This window comes from Rhizobium cerradonense, assembly GCF_030182455.1.
Classification (GTDB): Bacteria; Pseudomonadota; Alphaproteobacteria; order Rhizobiales; family Rhizobiaceae; genus Rhizobium.
This window is the reverse complement of the sequence record NZ_JAQJCK010000002.1, coordinates 322693-339975: the sequence shown is the minus strand read 5'-3', so window position 1 is coordinate 339975 and position 17283 is coordinate 322693. Positions and strand designations below refer to the sequence as shown.

Below are 17283 nucleotides of genomic sequence, written 5' to 3'. Positions count from 1 at the left end.
GGCAGCTTCCAAATCAGGCAGTGATTTGATCGGTATCGCGTAAGGGGGCTGACGACCTTTCGGCGGCGGTAAAGGGGATAATTATGCGGGTTCTACTTATTGAAGACGATAGCGCGACAGCGCAGAGCATCGAACTGATGCTCAAATCCGAAAGTTTCAACGTTTACACCACCGATCTCGGTGAAGAAGGCGTCGATCTCGGCAAGCTCTACGACTACGACATCATTCTTCTCGATCTTAACCTTCCCGACATGTCCGGCTACGAAGTGCTTCGCACGCTGCGACTGTCCAAGGTCAAGACACCGATCCTCATCCTCTCCGGCATGGCCGGCATTGAAGACAAGGTTCGCGGTCTCGGCTTCGGTGCCGACGACTACATGACCAAGCCTTTCCACAAGGACGAGCTGGTCGCCCGCATCCACGCCATCGTCCGCCGTTCCAAGGGCCACGCCCAGTCGGTGATCATGACTGGCGAACTGATCGTCAATCTCGACGCCAAGACCGTCGAAGTCGGCGGCCAGCGCGTGCACCTGACCGGCAAGGAATACCAGATGCTGGAGCTGCTTTCGCTCCGCAAGGGCACCACGCTCACCAAGGAAATGTTCCTTAACCACCTCTATGGCGGCATGGACGAGCCGGAACTGAAGATCATTGACGTCTTCATCTGCAAGCTGCGCAAGAAGCTCGCCAACGCCGCCGGCGGCGCCAACTATATCGAAACCGTCTGGGGCCGTGGCTATGTGCTGCGCGAGCCCGACAGCAGCGATTTCGCCGAAAGCGCCTAAGACGCCCTCCCCGATCACCGCCGATACATAAAATCCCGCCTCTTCAGGCGGGATTTTTTGTGTTGCATTTTCAAACATCAAAAACAAAGGCCGCCCAAACAGGCGGCCCAGACGCATTCAACAGTCTATGGGATAAAGATCAGGCTGCGATGGCTCGATTACCGAAAACCGCCGTCAGTATCTTGCGATCGAAAGGCTTCAGCAGGAAATCGGTGGCGCCGGCGCGTTTACCGGCCATCAGCTTGCGCAAATCCGCCTCGACGACGCAGTAATAGATCTTGACCTCTTTGCCGTTCGGCATGGCGCGGATACTGGCGATGAGATCGAGAGCGCCTTCCATGCCGGCGTCGACGATCAGGTAGTCCGGGAGTTCAGCCTGGCACCGCGTCAGCGCTTCACGGGCATCGGCGGCTTCACTGACGAGAAAATCGAGTTCGGAGAGAATCCGCTTGCCGACCTTACGCACGACATCCGACGCGTCCGTAATCATGAATCGCTGCATCACCAACTCCTTCGCGCCCGGTCGCCATCTGTCTGGCGCCATCATCAAATTGGGACGATAGGCGCACGAGGCTAAGGAATCGTTACCGTTGTGTTCATAATTGTGCCGACAACCAAAAGAATGCGCAGGAACGACGATACACCTAAAGATAATCCCGCCGCCGGACGTCCGGTGGCGGGATTATCGGTATAAATCGTGCGACCGGCGTTTATTCGCTGCGCATGGAAGCGCTGAAAGTAAGCTCCTCCGGCGTGGCGTTGTAGGAGAGTTCCATGCCGCTCTCGTCCGCCAGAAGCACGGTGTAGTAGGGCTGGATGGAATGGGCATCGACCGCTTCTTCCAATGCACCCGAGCAAATCTCCGCGAATTTCGGCGGCACGCGCATCATCCGGCCCTTGGCAATAATCGTGAACTTGGCGTCGAGATCTGGATTTTCCAGCGTCACCTCGATATTGCCGCCGCGCGGAATCGAGCCGTAAGCGACCAGGAAGAGATTGAGCAGCAGCTTCACGCGGTTCTTGGCAACAATGGCGCGCGGGCCGATCCAACTGACCTCTGTCTTCTTTTCGGCAGCGGCGAAATCCTTGGCGGCACGCTCGGCTTCGCCCGTATCGATCGAGGCGCCGACCGAGCCGGACGCACCGAAGGCGAGGCGTGCGAATTTGAGGCGAACAGACGCGTTGAGAGCGCTGGTGCGGATCAACTCCATCGCATCGGCATCGGCACCGCCCTCATCGAGCAGCTCCAGACCGTTATTGATCGCACCGACCGGAGAGATCACATCATGGCAAACGCGGCTGCATAGCAGCGCGGCCAGATCCGGTCCGGTCAAGGTGAGGTTCGGATTCTTCGACATTCATTGTCTCCTGAATGCTGACAAGGCGGAACGCAGTATGATTCTACGTTGCCACGGCAAGATTGCCCGAGGATTGCCGCAGGCGGGCGTACCGCACGCCATAAAGACACCATATTTGGTAAACCGATTGTTAAGATGATCGCCGCAAAATGCATTCATCACCACCAGACCCTTTCGCGCACGATTCGCGATGCCGAACATGGGCGGAACGGTCTGGACTGAGGGGCGAGGTGTACTTGGCGCGTTCGTGCGAATGCGCGGCGCATCCGTTCCCGATTGCACCGACCATGATGAACGGATGAATGTCATGCGCTATCAACTCCTGAAGAGAATGCCCAGCCTCGGCTCGAGAACGGTCGGCCTCGGCTTGATCTTAGCCATCGTTGCGTTCGTAAGCTTCGCGCTGCCGGTTCGTCAGGCGGCGGCTGCGGCCAACAACCAATATTCGATGCAGGAAATCGTCGACGCCGGCCATTCCTTCTTCGGCTCGACCAGCGGCGGCCTCGCAAAGGTAGTCGAGCGGGCCTTTCAGCAATACGGCCTGCCGAACGGCTATATCCTCGGGCAGGAAGGCTCCGGCGCCTTCATCGCAGGGCTGACCTATGGCGAAGGCCAGCTCAACACCAAGAACGCCGGCGAGCACCCGCTCTATTGGCAGGGCCCGTCGCTTGGCCTCGACTACGGCGGCCAGGGCACCCGCGTCATGATGCTGGTCTATGACCTGCCGAACATCAACAGCGTCTACACCCGCTTTGGCGGCGTCAGCGGGCAGGCCTTCGTTGTCGCCGGCGTCGGAATGACCGTGCTGAAGAACAACGACATCGTGCTGGTGCCGATCCGCACCGGCCTCGGCGCTCGTCTCGGCGTCAACCTCGGCTACCTCAAGGTCACGCCGAACCCGACCTGGAATCCCTTCTGATCTTTTGGCGATATTCCCCCATATTTCGCCGCCTGGCCCGCGCAGTTCGCGGGCCTTTTCTTGTCGCGAACTCCCGATACGCCGGTAAACCATATCCGATTTAAATGCTTGCCCGCGCGCCGGCCTCATGCTTAATCATTTGCTTAATCACTTTATTGAGATTGAAAACACCTCTTAGATGCTGGCTGCGCCGTGATTGAATTCGCTCTACTGTTTGGATTGGGCTTTCTGACCGCCGCCTTTCTGGTCTTCCTTATCGCGCCCGCAGTGCACCGCCGCATCGTCTGGTTCACGGAAAAGCGGCTGAAAGCGACCATGCCGCTGAGCCCGCAAGAAGTACGCGCGCAGAAGGACATGGCGCGCGCCCTTTTCGCGGCCGAAAACGCCAGGACCGAGCAGGCGCTGACGCAGGAGCGCGATAAGAGCGTCGCCCTGCAGATTCACAACGGCAAGCTCCAGCAGGAGGCCGGCCGCTTCGCCTCTGAAAACAGCGAATTGCGAACCCGGATCGACGATCTCGAAGTCGAAGCCGGTGAACTGCGCTCTCGCCTGCGCCGCGAGGAAAGCTATATCAGCCAGCTCAAATCCGGTATTCATACGGCTGAACAAGTCGGCGCGGAGAAGGATGCCGATATCGACGGCTTGCGCAAGCGGATGACGAAAATGGCCGCCGACGCGGACAATCTGAAGATCGATCTGGCAACTCGCGAGACCGAGATCGAGAGCCTGAAGTTTCGCATCAAAACGCTGCGGGACGAGCGCGACACGCTGCGCCAGGATCTGAACCTTGCAAGTCTCCGCGCTAAGGATGCAGAATTACGCCTGGGTCAGGAAAGCGACAAAGCCCAGCACCTCGAGGAGCGGCTGGATCGCGAGATCGCGGGCAATGCCGACAAGGAAACCGCTATCGAACGCCACGTTCAGGACGTGGCCCGCTTGAAGGAAAAACTGGAAACGGCCCATGCCGAGGCGGAGGAAGCCGGCCGCGCGCTGCAGGCCGCGGGTCTTGCCCCTCAAGCCAAGCCGATGAACGGCTCGAAGCCCTCGACCAAACCGAGGATCGTGGATATTGCCGATCATGATACCAACGCAGCAGAACCGGAGCGCAACGTGGAAGACGATATCGCTCAAATGACGGAGGAAGTGCGCAACCGTGCTGCGGCCCTTTCCGACCGCCTGCTCAAATCGCGCTCGCCCTCGCATGATCAGGCCATGCGGGAAGAGATCGCCAACATCGCCGCCAACATGGTGGCAATGACCGCCCTCAAAGAGGGCGAAAAATCGCCGATCTTCGATCTCCTGCCGAAGGAGACGAGCGCCGCCGAGCAAGGCGCGCGTATCAGCCTTGCCGACCGCGCCGCGGCCCTGCTGCCCAAGCAGCAATAAGTGCTCTCTACAAAGACGGAAATTTCAGACGCGTTTAGTCAACGACGCCATGGCGAAGAGTGCGATGCCGCTCGCCGTTGCCACGTTCAGGCTGTCGAGGCTCGGCGCCTGCGGTATCCGCAGGCTGCCAAAGGTCGACAGAATTTTCTGCGGCAACCCCGCCCCTTCGGTGCCGACCACCAGCGCCATCCTATCGGCCGGCGGAACGGCGCGGATATCGGTGTTGCCGCGCGGAGAAAGGCTCCAGATGGCAAAGCCGCGCTCCGCCAGCGCGGTCAGCAGATCGACATCGCTCAATTGACGGCAATAGGGCACCGTCAGCGCCGAGCCGACCGAGACGCGCAGCGCCTTGCGATACAACGGATCGCAGCAAGTTTCGTCGAGCAGCACCGCATCTGCCCCGAAGGCGGCAGCATTGCGGAACATTGAACCGACATTATCGTGATTGGAAATGCCGCAGCCCACAAGGACGAGCGCCCGCTCCGGCAAGCGGTCTAAAAAGGCGCCGATATCCGGCTCCGCCCTGCGCCGGCCGAGCGCCAGCACGCCGCGATGCAGATGGAAACCGACAATGCCGTCCAGCACCGAAGCCTCCGCAACATAGACTGGCACGTCAGGCGGAAAGGCGGCGATGATTTCTTCCAATCCCGCGGCGCGGTTGCGCAACAGCAGCACTTTTTCGCCGACGAAGTCTCCTTGAGCCGCATGCGCCTCGGCAAGAAGCCGCAGCACCACCGTGCCCTCGGCAATGAAGCGGTTCTCGCGGCCCACGAGATCACGCTCGCGGATATTACGGAATTCGGCGATGCGCGGATCGTCGGGATGGGTGATCTCGATCAACCGGTCGCCCGTCATCGCGAAACCGTCAGTTGGAAAGCGATATGGTCGCGACGATGCGGCCGATACCGTAGTCGAAAACAACGGCCTGGCGCTGGCCGCTGGCGAGCGTGCCATAAAACAGCACCTGGTTTCCGGAGAGTGCCGTGGACAGCACGGTAAAGCCCTGCGGCAGCGCTGCGCTCACCGCAACGGGTGCGTCGGCGGGAATATTCGAGGCGGCTTGACCCGCTGCCTTCGGTGCAGGCCGCATCGTCTTGTAGACAACGGCGCCGAACACCGCCATAAGGCTCACCACCATGATGGCGACCGAGACGATCTGCAGGCGAACCATCTTGCGTCGGACATTTTCCAGGGCCGGATCGAGGGGCTTTTCCTCTTGATCGTCTGGCTCGAGATTCGTCATCGATGCGTCCTATTTCCTAGAGAGCGCCCAGTGCGCCGGAGAATGCGTTTGAGCGACCCCTTTAAAGAAGCCGCGGGCATTAGAAAAGTCCTAACCGCCGATGAAACAGCCGAAGGCCGCCTCGATGCATGGCTGACTGCGCAGGTCGGCGAGGAATTTTCCCGCAGCCGCATCCAGGCCTTGATCAAGGATAGCGCCGTCCTGCTCAACGGGACCCCGGTTACCGATGCCAAACGCAAGGTGCGCCCTGGCGATACCTACGAGATCACCCTGCCCGAGCCCGAAGACCCGACGCCACTCGGCGAAGACATTCCGCTTGATGTGCTTTACGAGGATGACGACGTCATTGTCATCTCCAAGCCCGCCGGCCTCGTCGTTCACCCCGCCGCCGGCAACTGGACGGGCACGCTGGTCAACGCGCTGATCCATCATTGCGGCGAAAGTCTCTCTGGTATTGGCGGTGTGCGCCGGCCGGGCATCGTCCATCGGCTGGACAAGGACACCACCGGCGTCATGGTCGTCGCCAAGAACGATATCGCCCACCGCCACCTGTCCCTGCAATTCGCCGACCACGGCCGCACGCGGTCGCTGGAACGCGCCTATCAGGCGATCGTCTGGGGCCGCCCCCGGCAACTGATCGGCACCATCGACGCGCCGCTTGGCCGCTCCACCGGCGACCGTACCCGCCGCGCTGTCAAGCGCCCGAACAATCAGGATGCCGACGAGGCGATCACGCATTATGAAGTGATTGAACGTTTTCACGAGGCTCCGGACGCCACCGCCCTCGCCTCCTTGGTCGACTGCCACCTCGAAACCGGCCGCACCCACCAGATCCGCGTTCACATGGCCCATATCGGCCATCCCCTGCTCGGCGACGCCGTCTATGGCGGCGGCTTCAAGACCAAGGCCAACCTGCTGCCGGATGCCGCCAAGCAGGTCGTCAATCGCTTCCCCCGTCAGGCGCTCCACGCCTATCTCCTGCAATTCGAACACCCTCGCACCGGCGAAGTCATGCACTTCGAAGCGCCGCTGCCGGATGATATGGAAGAACTGGTGGCAGTGTTGCGTGCTTGAGAAGCGCCTCCGAATTGCTTGAAGGGGCCAACAGCAGATTGGTGATTGGCCCCTGCCCAGTAATCAGTCCGAAGCTTTAGTCTTCGGGTGAGACCTTCGCAGAATCGCCGACGGCGATTTCTCTCAGTCCCCGGCGCAGAGTTGCGACGTTTGCGGCCCCGTTCAATTGCTCGAATTCTTGCTGAGCCCTCTCCCAGAGAGGCTCGGCCCTCTTGTGCAGGAGGCGACCCTCCTTGGTGAGTTCAACGACACGAACCCTTCCGTCTGCGGGAGACGGCTTGATGGTAACAAACCCATCTCGCTCCAGGAATCCGACCATCTTTCCCATCGCCGTCCGCTCGATATCGAGCCGTTCGGCGAGAACGTTGACCGTGGCGCCGCCAGCCTCCCCGAGAGCCGCCAGAATCAGAAACTGCGTGATGCGCAGCCCGACCGGCTCAAGATGATCATCATAAAACCGCGTGATCTGTCGGCTCGCCTTTCTCATGGCGGAGCAGTTGCACTGATCGATTCCGAGTGGTTGGTTGGCCGACAGCATTCTATGTTCCTTTCGAATCCCATTCCTAACCAAAGCGCCGCAGGCGCGAAGCCGAAGAATCTCCGCGCTCCACAGCAACTTCTGCCACCGCCGAAGTTAGAATACCCCTTCCGGCGGAGTGATATAGCCGGGCACGTCGGCCGCAAGCGTGCTCTTCAGTAACGCAGTGCCCTGATCGGCCATGATCTCGCTCTTGCCAGCGGCGAGCGCGTCATAGGTTTGGCGCACCACGTCCCCTGGGCTCGCCTTCGGCACATCGATGCCGTTGGTCAGATCGGTATCCACGAATCCGACATGCAAGCCAAGGACCTCGATGCCGCTATCGCGAAGATGGAAGCGAAGCTGGTTCGTATAGCTCCATGCCGCCGCCTTGGAAGCGGCATAAGATGTCAGATAGGGCCGTGGAAGCCAGACGATGTCGGACAGCACGTTGATGATGGCGGCATGGGGCTTGGCTGAAAGGATCTGCTCGAAGGCCTGCGAGACGCGCACCACACCATAATAGTTGGTATCGAAAAGACGTTGCGACTGCGCTTCGACATCGTCTGCCAGAGGCCCGTCGATCAGGGCGGCGATCCCCGCATTGTTGATCAATAGCGTGGTATCCGCTGCCAGTTCTGCCGCTGCAGCAATCGATGCCTTATCCGTGACATCGATCCTGACCGGAACGATGCCCGGCTCATCGAAGCCGCTCGTGTTGCGCATGCCTGCATAGACCTTCGATGCTCCGCGGCGGAGCGCCTCGCGTGCAAATGCCAGGCCCAGACCGCGATTGGCACCGGTGATGAAGACTGTGTTGTTGGCGACGTCCATAACGAATTTCCTTTCTGGGGCAGCACCTCGGGGCAAACGATCTCTGTCGCTGGCCCGGCGGTCGGTTGGGTTCAAAGAAAAAGCTCTTCGGGCAACTGCCCGGAGAGCGCCCCGCGCAAATGGGCGCCGAGCGACAGAACAGCGCCGAGCGGACTCATCCGCACGCTGACCCGCGGTACCGAACCGTCGGAGGCGCGATCGACGACCACGACGGCGGTCAGCTTCTCTCCGTTCGTCAGAACGGCCTCATATTCAAGGAAGAGCCGGGAGCCGACGGTCTGAAGGAACGTCGGCGTCTGTGATGCATAGAAAGTTCCGACGGCGTTCACGGCGAGCCTGATTTCGTCGCGTCCGATGACGGAACCTCGCAACACGGAGCTGGTAAGCTCCGCGTCGGCGGTCAGATCGTCCAGAAAGGGATGACGTTCTTCTTGAGCATGTGACATTGTAAAATCCCCGATTTGTCTTCGCGGCATTCACGCGAAGGCGGCGCGATTGTTGGAGACGAACTGCTGGACCGAGAGCGCCGGCGTTCCGGTAATCGCCTCGACCAAATCGTTAGTGCCCGAGAAGATGCCGTCACGATAGTTCTGGGCGACTTCGACGAGGTGCTGCACAAGGAACGGCGGGAACTTGTAGAAATTTTCTATCCTATCCTTGAACGCCTCTATCGAGGACGGCGCATATTCGATCTTCGCGCCAAGCACGTCGCTCACGACGGCAGCGATTTCTGTGTAGTCCATCTCGACTGGACCGTGGAGCGGATAGATCTTGCCTTCGTGGCCCTTCGGATTAGCCAGGACATGGGCGATCACCCGGCCCTGATCATCGGAGGCGATAGGCGCATGCCGCCCGTTCTCGAAGGGGAACGAGATCTTCTTCGTCGCCCAGATTTCCTTTGCGAAATGGGGATAAGCGAGCCAGTCCGCAAAAAACGTAGGGCGAAGATGCGTCGTCGAAACGCCTGACCAGTCGAAGACCCGCTCCGAGATCCAATGGTCCTGCGCCGCATGGCTTACCGCCTCTCGGCGCGCCGAAATCTGCGACATGTTGACGATCGCGCTAACACCCGCTTCCTTTGCAGCCTGTGCGAAATAGGTCGCAGCGCCAAGGATGCCTGGTGCGATCGGGTGAAGAAAATACGCCGACCGGATGCCTTCCATGGCCGCCCGAATGTGATCGATGTCGGTGAAATCTCCAACGGCTATATCGACACCGCGCTGCCTCAGCGCCGCTGCCCGCTCGTCGTACGAGCGCATATAGGCACGCACGCTCTTGCCTATCTTCAAGAGTTCGCCGATGGCGGCGCCTCCAGTCCGTCCCGTCGCACCGGTTACAAGTATCTCAGCTTCGCTCATGATCGCTTCTCTGTCGTTAAATGAGAGCATATGCTCTTAATTAGGTCGATATAGGAGCATATGCTCTTATATTCAAGTATTTTTATTCGTATGCATGGCTCGCCCTGATGGATCGAAAGAAAAGACTGCTACCGAGCTCCACAAATGCGCGACTGGACGCGGGCCCCTTCGCCGCCTATAATTGGGGGGAGCCGATCTCCGGCGTGCGTCACGCAGTTATCCAAAACGCGAAGCGTTTTGATGCTGAAGTCGCCAAATCTCACAGGACCGGAGTATTCGGGAAGATAGTCTCAGAGACAAACGTTACGGCGGGCATAGCTGTCGCGCCGGGGTAACTCTTGCGTGACTACGTTCTTGAATCACTGTTTTGCCGTACTTATCTACACATTGGTTTAGTGCGGGGTCTTCACGACCTGCACGCCTTGGTCTGCTTCGCAAAGGGCGCGCAATACGTCTCCAGAAGGGGCCAGATCTCGAATAGGAGGGTGCATTCATGACCCGTAATACCTTGCCGTCCATTACCGCCGGTGAAGCCGGCCTCAACCGCTATCTCGACGAGATTCGCAAGTTCCCGATGTTGGAGCCGCAGGAAGAGTACATGCTCGCCAAGCGCTACGCGGAACATGCCGACCGTCAGGCTGCCCATAAGCTCGTCACCAGCCATCTGCGCCTCGTGGCGAAGATTGCCATGGGCTATCGCGGTTATGGCCTGCCGATCGGCGAAGTGGTGTCGGAAGGCAATGTCGGCCTGATGCAGGCCGTCAAGAAGTTTGACCCGGAACGTGGCTTCCGCCTGGCAACCTATGCCATGTGGTGGATCAAGGCCTCGATCCAGGAATATATTCTGCGCTCGTGGTCGCTGGTGAAGATGGGCACGACCGCCAATCAGAAGCGTCTGTTCTTCAATCTGCGTCGCCTGAAGGGCCGCATCCAGGCCATCGATGACGGCGACCTGAAGCCGGAGCATGTCGCCGAGATCGCCACCAAGCTGAACGTCTCCGAGGAAGAGGTCGTTTCGATGAACCGCCGCCTCTCGGGCGACGCCTCGCTGAACGCGCCGATCAAGGCCGCCGAGGGCGATTCGGGTCAGTGGCAGGACTGGCTGGTGGACGATCATGACAGCCAGGAAGACGTGCTGATCGAGCAGGACGAACTTGATACGCGCCGCCGCATGTTGGCTCGCGCCATGAGCGTCTTGAACGATCGCGAGCGCCGCATCTTCGAGGCTCGCCGCCTTGCGGAAGAGCCGGTGACGCTGGAGGACCTCTCGGCCGAGTTCGATATCAGCCGCGAACGCGTCCGCCAGATCGAAGTCCGCGCCTTCGAGAAGGTGCAGGAAGCCGTGCAGAAGGATGCGCTGGAACGCGCCAAGGCTCTGCGGGTGGTCGAAGCCACCGCTTAACGCTTCCGATTTCAGACATTACAGTACGAATTCAAACAAAAGGCGGACCGTAAGGCCCGCCTTTTTTGATTCCAATGATTTGAGACCGCTTATTGGCCGCTCGAAGCGACACCGCCAAGCGCCTGCCACTCGGTAATCGCCTTGTTGAAGGCGTCGGTGCCGGCCGGCCCCTTCTCCATGGTCAGCAATGCACGACGGCCATTGCGGTAGACCACGGGAATGTCCATCCAGTTGCGGGTTTTCAGGAGATCGAGATTGGTCTTACGCGCATCCGGAAAATCGTTGAGCGCGACCATGTAGACGTCGTCGGTAACCTTGGCCGGTACGGCGATCAGGGCGTCGCCGCGATCCTGTTCGGTCGACTTGAGCGCGATCCGCTGCACGTTGTCGATGGCGCCGCCTTCGAAATTCGGCGGAACCTGGAAGGCAAGCTCTACGAGATGGCTTGCCGGCAACGAGGCATCGGTATTGCGCGACACGGTGATCGTCGCCGTCAGGCCGCGCTCGGGCACGTTGATGAGGCCCTGGACGGAAGGCTCCGGCCGGCCATCTTCACCTTTGCCCTCCTGCAGAGACCACGTGACGGTGCCTTCGAAAGCCGTGGGCGATGTCTGGCCGAGACGCTCCTCATAGAGGAACACCTTCTGCCCATCCGTGGCCGGCGCCGTCTGCTGTTGATTAGCTTGTGGCTGCTGCTGAGCGGCAGGCGATTGCTGGGTGGGAGCGGAGGATTGCTGATCGGCTGAAGGCTGCGTCGTGGTCGGCGCGGTCGCGGCGGGCGCCTGCGCGCCATTCGCATTGTTGGCGGGCGGCGTTGCCGCTCTTGCCGGGGCAGCGGAGGCTACATTCTGCTCGGCCACGGACTTGCCTTCAGCGACACCCGGCTGAGCGCCCGCTGCCGGACCTTGATCCTCTTCCGTGCCATTCGCCAACAAGCGCTGCGTGAACTTGCTGTTGACCGTGTTGGCGTCGTTGTCGAGCGAGGCGACATTGGTGTTGCCCGCTGCCGGCGGCTGCGTGGCGGCATTATTGTTTTGCGCCGGAGCGGTCGCGCCCGGTGTCGAAGCGGCAGGCGCATTTGTGGCTGGAGCGGCCGTATTGTTGTTCTTGGCCGTCTCGGTAGCCGGAGTGGTCGCAGTCTTCGGTGCCGAGCTGATGAGGTCGGCGACCATCTTGTTGAGCGCTTCACGGTTCAGCCAGGCGGCATAGCCACCGCCGGCGACGATCGCGAGGCCAACGAGGGCCACGATAATACTGGTCACGCTGAAGCGGCGGCGCTTCGGCTCCATACGGAAGCTCTTGCCCTGCAGCTTCGCCGCCATGGCCCGGTTGAGATCCGGCGGAATGGAAGAGCCGCCGCCGCGGTCCCCCTCGGCGATTTTGTCAAAGCCGGCAAGCTCCTTGAGCTCGCGCCAGCCATCCTCGCCAGCATCGTTCTTCGGCGCTGACTTGGACGGAGAATGCACATCGGCGAAGAGATCGACATCGTCAAAGGCATTATCCGGCATTTGCTGCCGGGCGGGCTGTGCCGGCTTGGCGGCTGGCGCCGGCACCGACTGCAGCTCTTCGAAAACATCCGCATCCCAGGCAAAAGCCTTGTCGCTCGCCGGCGCTTTCGTCGGGGCGGGCGGCTCCACGGGATGGCCGAAGACGGCAGGCGCAAAGGCGGCGGCGGGCATGACGGGTACCGCCACCGGCTCGGATTCGGCCCGCTTCGCAGGCGCATCCACCTCGGCCCAAATTTCCTCGACTTGGCTCATAACATCATCGGCAGGCGCCTGATGAGCAGTATGCGTCTGCGGAGCGGCATGCGCGGGCTCGGCGGCAACGGCCGGCACCTCCTCCGCATAGTGCTCCGGCGCTTCCTCATGCACCTGCTCTTGGACCGGCTCCGCATAGGCCTCGACGTGGTGAACAGCCGCGGGCGCCTGCTCCTGCGGCGCCTCGGCCCATTCCTCTACCGGCTCATGGTGCTCAGCGGACTGATGCTGAGCATGCGCGGGCTCCTCATAGACAGGCTCTTCATAAGCCGGCTCTTCATGGGTCGGCTCTTCATGGGTCGGCTCTTCGTGCACCGGCTCGTGAGCGGCGGGCTCCTCGTGCGCAGCGACCTCCGGATGGGCCGGCTCCGGTTCCTCGACATGGTGTTCTTGCGCAACATGATGCTCTTCAGCAGGCTCCTGCTGCGGCTCCTCCTGCACCAAAGGCGTTTCCGCGACTGGCTCTTCAGCCAGCGGCAGCGCCTCGGCATGCTCGGCTTCCACCTCGACGATCGCGGCTTCCAGCTTGTCGAGCTGACGGCGCAGCATCTCCTCCGGCGGGCGCGGCTTCATGCTCTCAAGCTGCCGCTGAACGGCACCACGAGCCCGCTCGTAAACCTTGACCCGCATCTCGGGAGTATTATCGGCCAAGCCGTCCACGGCCCGTCGAATGACTGCTACAAAATCCGCCATCAGTACTTTCTCATGATGCCCGGCACGTGGCCGAACCGGGATTCGTCATTGATCCGCGACATTAGCCCTCAAACGGATCGGTCACAAGTATAGTGTCTTCGCGCTCCGGGCTGGTCGAAAGCAGCGCCACCGGAGCGCCGATTAGCTCCTCCACCTGCCGGACATATTTGATCGCCTGTGCCGGCAAATCGGCCCATTTGCGGGCGCCGACGGTCGATTCCTTCCAGCCTTCGAGCGTGATGTAGATCGGCTCGACGCGGGCTTGCGCCGCCTGGCTGGCCGGCAGATAGTCGATCTCCTTGCCATCCAGTTTGTAGCCGACGCAGATCTTCAGTTCGTCGAGACCGTCGAGCACGTCAAGCTTGGTCAAGGCAATGCCGGTAATGCCGGAAGTCTTCACCGTCTGGCGAACCAGCACGGCATCGAACCAGCCGCAGCGGCGCGGACGGCCGGTGTTGACGCCAACCTCTCGGCCAACCGTCGACAGGTGTTTGCCGATCTCGTCATGCAGTTCACACGGGAACGGCCCTTCGCCGACGCGCGTCGTATAGGCCTTGGTGATGCCGAGCACATAGCCGAGCGCCGTCGGGCCGAGGCCGGAACCGGCTGCTGCCTGGCCCGCGACCGTGTTGGACGACGTCACGAACGGATAGGTGCCGTGGTCATTATCCAACAAAGCGCCCTGCGCACCCTCGAAAAGGATACGGGCGCCAGCCTTGCGCTGCTCGTCGAGCAACCGCCAGACCTGATCAATATAGGGAAGAATATGCTCTGCAACAGAGGTGAGTTCGTTGTGCAAAGCATCGAACGAGATTTCATCGAGGCCCATGCCGCGGCGGAGCGCATTGTGATGCGTCAGCAGCCGATCGATCTTGCCCGGCAGCGTATCCGGTTCGGCAAGATCGATGACGCGGATCGCACGGCGGCCGACCTTGTCTTCATAGGCCGGGCCGATGCCGCGACGGGTCGTGCCGATCTTCGTGCCGCTGTTGGAAGCGGCATCTTCGCGCAGAGCGTCGAGATCGCGGTGCAGCGACAGAATCAGCGGGGCGTTCTCGGCAATACGCAGAACGTCGGGCGTAACCGCGATGCCCTGGGCGCGCAGCTTTTCGACTTCAGCGACGAAATGATGGGGATCAACGACGACGCCGTTGCCGATGACGCTGAGCTTGCCGCGCACGAGGCCCGAAGGCAGCAGCGCAAGCTTGTAGCTGACACCGTCGACAACAAGCGTATGACCGGCATTATGACCGCCCTGAAAGCGTACAATCACATCTGCGCGTTCCGAAAGCCAGTCGACAATCTTGCCCTTGCCTTCGTCACCCCATTGCGAGCCGATCACTACAACGTTCGTCATTTATCCATTCCCGCTTCCTGCGCACAGCGGTGCGCCTTGCTCAAACCCGCGCATCTATAAAACTTTGTTTTTGGGAAAGCGACCCTGTTGTCTCAGGAGATTCGGCTTTTTACGTGACGAATCAGCGCGCCTAACAGGATTTTTCCCGTCGGCGCATATCCACATGCGAAATATTGGAGCTGGGTAAGCGAAGAAAATCGCTCGCCCACCCTACGCGAGAGGACATGGAACTAGCCAAGCTCAAGCGTGGTGACGGCAAAGACGCGGTCGAGTGGCATTTTGGGCGGTTCGCCACGATACATTCGCGCCGTTTCGAACACCGGCGACAGTCCGGCCGCTTCGGCAAGCCTGATCGCGTCGATGTTGTCCGTAGGCACGTCCATATATACAGGCCGGCCCTTGGCCTCCGGCAGCAACTTGGCCAGCAAGGCCGATGCCACATCGGAACTGTTTGCAAACAGCGGACCGACCTTGTACCCCTCGAAACAGCGCCGGATCGTGCCGTAGCCGCGAATCTTGCTGCCGCTGCCGACCATGACGGATTTTCGTTTTTCCGGCGCGCCGCACCAGGCCGTGAGGAAGGAGTAGCGCAGCCCTGGAAAGATGGCGGCATCATATCGCAGCAAGCCTTCGAGCTTGTCCTGCGTGACCGGAACGACGTCCACCTTTGCTTCGCCTATATCAGGCATTCTCGGGACACCGCCATAGCGCACGGTGCGATAGGCCATTTCAAAGCCGCTGCTGCGGTAGTTTTCCTGCTGCGCAACGACGCCGTCGAGACCGATGGTACGATTGCCCGCAAACGCCATGCCCTTCTTCCACAGCGCCTTGCCATAACCCTTGCCGCGAAATTCGGGGTGGACGATGTAGAGGCCGAGAAAGGCGAAGCTTTCGCCATAACGCACGACGGAAATACAGCCGACCGGCACTTCGCCGATCGCGCCTATAAAGAAGCCGGAAGGATCCGCCTCCCAAAATGCCAGGGCATCATCGACACCGGGATTCCATCCCTCCTGCCGCGCCCATTCGAGAGCGAGCTCCAATTCCCCAGCCCGCATTGTACGCACGGCAAAATTTGACTTCATGCACCAGCCCTGAACCGCCCCTTATGCATCATCCCCGCCGGAACGATTGCACCCAATTCATCATGCTGCAACGCGATAGCAATCACAAGCGATAAGCGATGCTATGCCTAATGGGTTAAATTCTTGGTGGCATTGGCGCGTAGGCGGCTGGATCGACCGATTGCGGCCGGCCTTCGAGCGACAGTTTCGCGATCCGCGCCGGCGTCTCGCTGATCACCTTGCCGTGCCGAACAACAAAAAGCCTCGCCGCACGCAATCGCACCGCTTCGATCGGATCGCGCGCCTGCAGCACGACGAGATCGCCGTTGCAGCCGACCTCCAGCCCGTAACCGTCGAGCCCCATCACTTTGGCCGGATTGACGGTGACCGCGTCGAAACAGAACCGCATCGCTTCGCGCGACGTCAATTGACCGACATGCAGTCCCATATGGGCGACATCCAGCATGTCGGCGCCGCCGAGCGAATACCATGGGTCCATGCAGCAATCCTGACCGAAGGCGATATTGATGCCGAATTCGCGCATCTCCTTGACCCGGGTCAGTCCGCGCCGCTTCGGATAGGTATCGTGCCGGCCCTGAAGCACGATGTTGATCAACGGATTGGGGATCGCGTGCACGCCCGCCTCAGCAATCAGCGGCAGGAGCTTGGAGACATAATAATTGTCCATCGAATGCATCGACGTCAGATGCGAGCCGGCCACCCTGCCCTGAAGCCCGAGCCTCACCGTCTCGGCGACCAGCGTCTCGATGTGGCGCGACAGCGGATCGTCGGTCTCGTCGCAATGCATGTCGACCATCAAACCGCGCTTTTCGGCGATCTCGCAGAGCGCACGCACCGAATGCGCGCCCTCGTCCATCGTCCGCTCGAAATGCGGGATACCGCCAACAATATCGACACCGAGATCCAGCGCGCGTTCCAGGTTCTGCGCCGCCGTCGGCGAGCGGTAATAGCCGTCCTGCGGAAAGGCGACGAGCTGCAGATCGAGATAAGGTGCGACTTTTCTCTTCACATCCAGCAGCGCTTCGACGGCAAGCAACCGGTCGTCGCAGATATCGACGTGGGTCCGCACGGCGAGCAACCCTTGCGACACGGCAAGATCGCAATAACGCAATGCCCGCTCTGCCACCGCCTCATGCGTCAGCAGCGGCTTCAACTCCCCCCAGAGCCCGATACCTTCGAGCAGCGTCCCCGATGTATTCAGCCGCGGCAGGCCAAGCGACAGCGTCGCATCCATGTGAAAATGGCAGTCGATGAACGGCGGCGAAACCAGTTGCCCATCGGCATCGATCACGCGCTCCGCCTCCCCTTCCATGCCCGGCTGAACAGCCACGATCTTGCCGCCGGCAATGGCGATATCCTGCCCCTCGCGGCCATCGGGAAGGCTGGCATTGCGGACGATGAGATCGAGCACCATGGGAGTTGCCTTTGGATTGGAAGGTCTATGCGGAATGTCTAGCACGACGCGGTGGGCAGGCAAGCCGCTCGTCCGGTGCGCCGGCGGGGTACCCGTCT

The 17283-nt window shown here is 60.7% G+C and carries 17 protein-coding genes; 5 read left to right on the top strand and 12 right to left on the bottom strand.

Features of this window, described 5'->3' with window-relative positions; all coding sequences use genetic code 11:
* Positions 1–83: 83 nt before the first annotated feature.
* Positions 84–785, top strand: a complete 702-nt coding sequence (gene ctrA / locus PH547_RS05790) for a response regulator transcription factor CtrA (protein WP_069611718.1) — start codon at positions 84–86, stop codon at positions 783–785.
* A 139-nt stretch (positions 786–924) separates the two neighbouring features.
* Here the strand turns inward: ctrA and PH547_RS05785 are convergent, their stop codons facing one another.
* Together PH547_RS05785 and chpT are read right to left on the bottom strand one after the other, a co-directional pair.
* Positions 925–1287 carry a response regulator gene (locus tag PH547_RS05785; RefSeq protein ID WP_104824015.1) on the bottom strand — a complete coding sequence of 121 codons (363 nt, stop codon included), beginning with the start codon at positions 1285–1287 and terminating at the stop codon, positions 925–927.
* Positions 1288–1495: 208 nt separating this feature from the next.
* Positions 1496–2143, bottom strand: a complete 648-nt coding sequence (gene chpT / locus PH547_RS05780) for a histidine phosphotransferase ChpT (RefSeq protein WP_104824016.1) — start codon at positions 2141–2143, stop codon at positions 1496–1498.
* Positions 2144–2450: 307 nt separating this feature from the next.
* Here chpT and PH547_RS05775 point away from each other — a divergent pair, with 307 nt between their 5' ends.
* Both PH547_RS05775 and PH547_RS05770 read left to right on the top strand, forming a co-directional pair.
* On the top strand, positions 2451–3062 hold the full coding sequence (locus PH547_RS05775) for a DUF1134 domain-containing protein (RefSeq protein WP_245463885.1): 612 nt from the start codon (positions 2451–2453) through the stop codon (positions 3060–3062).
* A gap of 192 nt (positions 3063–3254) precedes the next feature.
* Positions 3255–4448 carry a hypothetical protein gene (locus PH547_RS05770; RefSeq protein ID WP_104824018.1) on the top strand — a complete coding sequence of 398 codons (1194 nt, stop codon included), beginning with the start codon at positions 3255–3257 and terminating at the stop codon, positions 4446–4448.
* 24 nt (positions 4449–4472) lie between these two features.
* Here PH547_RS05770 and PH547_RS05765 read toward each other — a convergent pair whose 3' ends face one another.
* A complete protein-coding gene (locus tag PH547_RS05765) occupies positions 4473–5303 on the bottom strand; it encodes a TrmH family RNA methyltransferase (protein ID WP_104824019.1) in 831 nt (276 codons plus the stop codon).
* Between the two features lie 10 nt (positions 5304–5313).
* The gene (locus tag PH547_RS05760) at positions 5314–5691 is read right to left on the bottom strand and encodes a hypothetical protein (RefSeq protein WP_104824020.1); all 378 of its coding nucleotides are present in this window, start codon (positions 5689–5691) and stop codon (positions 5314–5316) included.
* A gap of 48 nt (positions 5692–5739) precedes the next feature.
* Here PH547_RS05760 and PH547_RS05755 point away from each other — a divergent pair, with 48 nt between their 5' ends.
* Positions 5740–6765: an RluA family pseudouridine synthase gene (locus PH547_RS05755; RefSeq protein ID WP_104824021.1), complete on the top strand. Its 1026-nt coding sequence runs from the start codon at positions 5740–5742 to the stop codon at positions 6763–6765.
* A gap of 76 nt (positions 6766–6841) precedes the next feature.
* Here the strand turns inward: PH547_RS05755 and PH547_RS05750 are convergent, their stop codons facing one another.
* From PH547_RS05750 to PH547_RS05735, 4 genes are all read right to left on the bottom strand, one after another.
* Positions 6842–7303, bottom strand: a complete 462-nt coding sequence (locus PH547_RS05750; protein ID WP_104824022.1) for a MarR family winged helix-turn-helix transcriptional regulator — start codon at positions 7301–7303, stop codon at positions 6842–6844.
* A gap of 96 nt (positions 7304–7399) precedes the next feature.
* Entirely contained in the window at positions 7400–8116 is a 717-nt protein-coding gene (locus PH547_RS05745) for an SDR family oxidoreductase (protein ID WP_104824023.1), read from the bottom strand.
* A gap of 71 nt (positions 8117–8187) precedes the next feature.
* Entirely contained in the window at positions 8188–8562 is a 375-nt protein-coding gene (locus tag PH547_RS05740) for a hypothetical protein (RefSeq protein ID WP_104824024.1), read from the bottom strand.
* A gap of 30 nt (positions 8563–8592) precedes the next feature.
* Positions 8593–9474 (bottom strand): NmrA family NAD(P)-binding protein, encoded by an 882-nt coding sequence (locus PH547_RS05735; RefSeq protein WP_104824025.1) that lies wholly within the window; start codon positions 9472–9474, stop codon positions 8593–8595.
* A gap of 493 nt (positions 9475–9967) precedes the next feature.
* Between PH547_RS05735 and rpoH the strand changes: the two genes are divergently transcribed.
* On the top strand, positions 9968–10876 hold the full coding sequence (rpoH, locus tag PH547_RS05730; RefSeq protein ID WP_104824026.1) for an RNA polymerase sigma factor RpoH: 909 nt from the start codon (positions 9968–9970) through the stop codon (positions 10874–10876).
* Positions 10877–10965: 89 nt separating this feature from the next.
* On the opposite strand, the gene PH547_RS05725 is transcribed toward rpoH, so the two are convergent.
* The 4 genes from PH547_RS05725 to PH547_RS05710 form a co-directional block, all read right to left on the bottom strand.
* Entirely contained in the window at positions 10966–13329 is a 2364-nt protein-coding gene (locus PH547_RS05725; RefSeq protein WP_104824027.1) for a hypothetical protein, read from the bottom strand.
* Between the two features lie 61 nt (positions 13330–13390).
* Positions 13391–14686: an adenylosuccinate synthase gene (locus PH547_RS05720; protein WP_104824028.1), complete on the bottom strand. Its 1296-nt coding sequence runs from the start codon at positions 14684–14686 to the stop codon at positions 13391–13393.
* 230 nt (positions 14687–14916) lie between these two features.
* Entirely contained in the window at positions 14917–15771 is an 855-nt protein-coding gene (locus PH547_RS05715; protein ID WP_260303096.1) for a GNAT family N-acetyltransferase, read from the bottom strand.
* Positions 15772–15886: 115 nt separating this feature from the next.
* Complete coding sequence (locus PH547_RS05710; protein ID WP_104824030.1) at positions 15887–17185, bottom strand: amidohydrolase family protein; 1299 nt, start codon at positions 17183–17185, stop codon at positions 15887–15889.
* Between the last annotated feature and the right edge of the window lie 98 nt (positions 17186–17283).

Coding starts and splice junctions, on each gene's coding strand:
- ctrA (WP_069611718.1), top strand. CDS start 84: ATGCGGGTTCTACTTATTGAAGACGATAGCGCGACAGCGCAGAGCATC.
- PH547_RS05785 (WP_104824015.1), bottom strand. CDS start 1,287: ATGCAGCGATTCATGATTACGGACGCGTCGGATGTCGTGCGTAAGGTC.
- chpT (WP_104824016.1), bottom strand. CDS start 2,143: ATGTCGAAGAATCCGAACCTCACCTTGACCGGACCGGATCTGGCCGCG.
- PH547_RS05775 (WP_245463885.1), top strand. CDS start 2,451: ATGCGCTATCAACTCCTGAAGAGAATGCCCAGCCTCGGCTCGAGAACG.
- PH547_RS05765 (WP_104824019.1), bottom strand. CDS start 5,303: ATGACGGGCGACCGGTTGATCGAGATCACCCATCCCGACGATCCGCGC.
- PH547_RS05760 (WP_104824020.1), bottom strand. CDS start 5,691: ATGACGAATCTCGAGCCAGACGATCAAGAGGAAAAGCCCCTCGATCCG.
- PH547_RS05750 (WP_104824022.1), bottom strand. CDS start 7,303: ATGCTGTCGGCCAACCAACCACTCGGAATCGATCAGTGCAACTGCTCC.
- PH547_RS05745 (WP_104824023.1), bottom strand. CDS start 8,116: ATGGACGTCGCCAACAACACAGTCTTCATCACCGGTGCCAATCGCGGT.
- PH547_RS05740 (WP_104824024.1), bottom strand. CDS start 8,562: ATGTCACATGCTCAAGAAGAACGTCATCCCTTTCTGGACGATCTGACC.
- PH547_RS05735 (WP_104824025.1), bottom strand. CDS start 9,474: ATGAGCGAAGCTGAGATACTTGTAACCGGTGCGACGGGACGGACTGGA.
- rpoH (WP_104824026.1), top strand. CDS start 9,968: ATGACCCGTAATACCTTGCCGTCCATTACCGCCGGTGAAGCCGGCCTC.
- PH547_RS05725 (WP_104824027.1), bottom strand. CDS start 13,329: ATGGCGGATTTTGTAGCAGTCATTCGACGGGCCGTGGACGGCTTGGCC.
- PH547_RS05720 (WP_104824028.1), bottom strand. CDS start 14,686: ATGACGAACGTTGTAGTGATCGGCTCGCAATGGGGTGACGAAGGCAAG.
- PH547_RS05715 (WP_260303096.1), bottom strand. CDS start 15,771: ATGAAGTCAAATTTTGCCGTGCGTACAATGCGGGCTGGGGAATTGGAG.
- PH547_RS05710 (WP_104824030.1), bottom strand. CDS start 17,185: ATGGTGCTCGATCTCATCGTCCGCAATGCCAGCCTTCCCGATGGCCGC.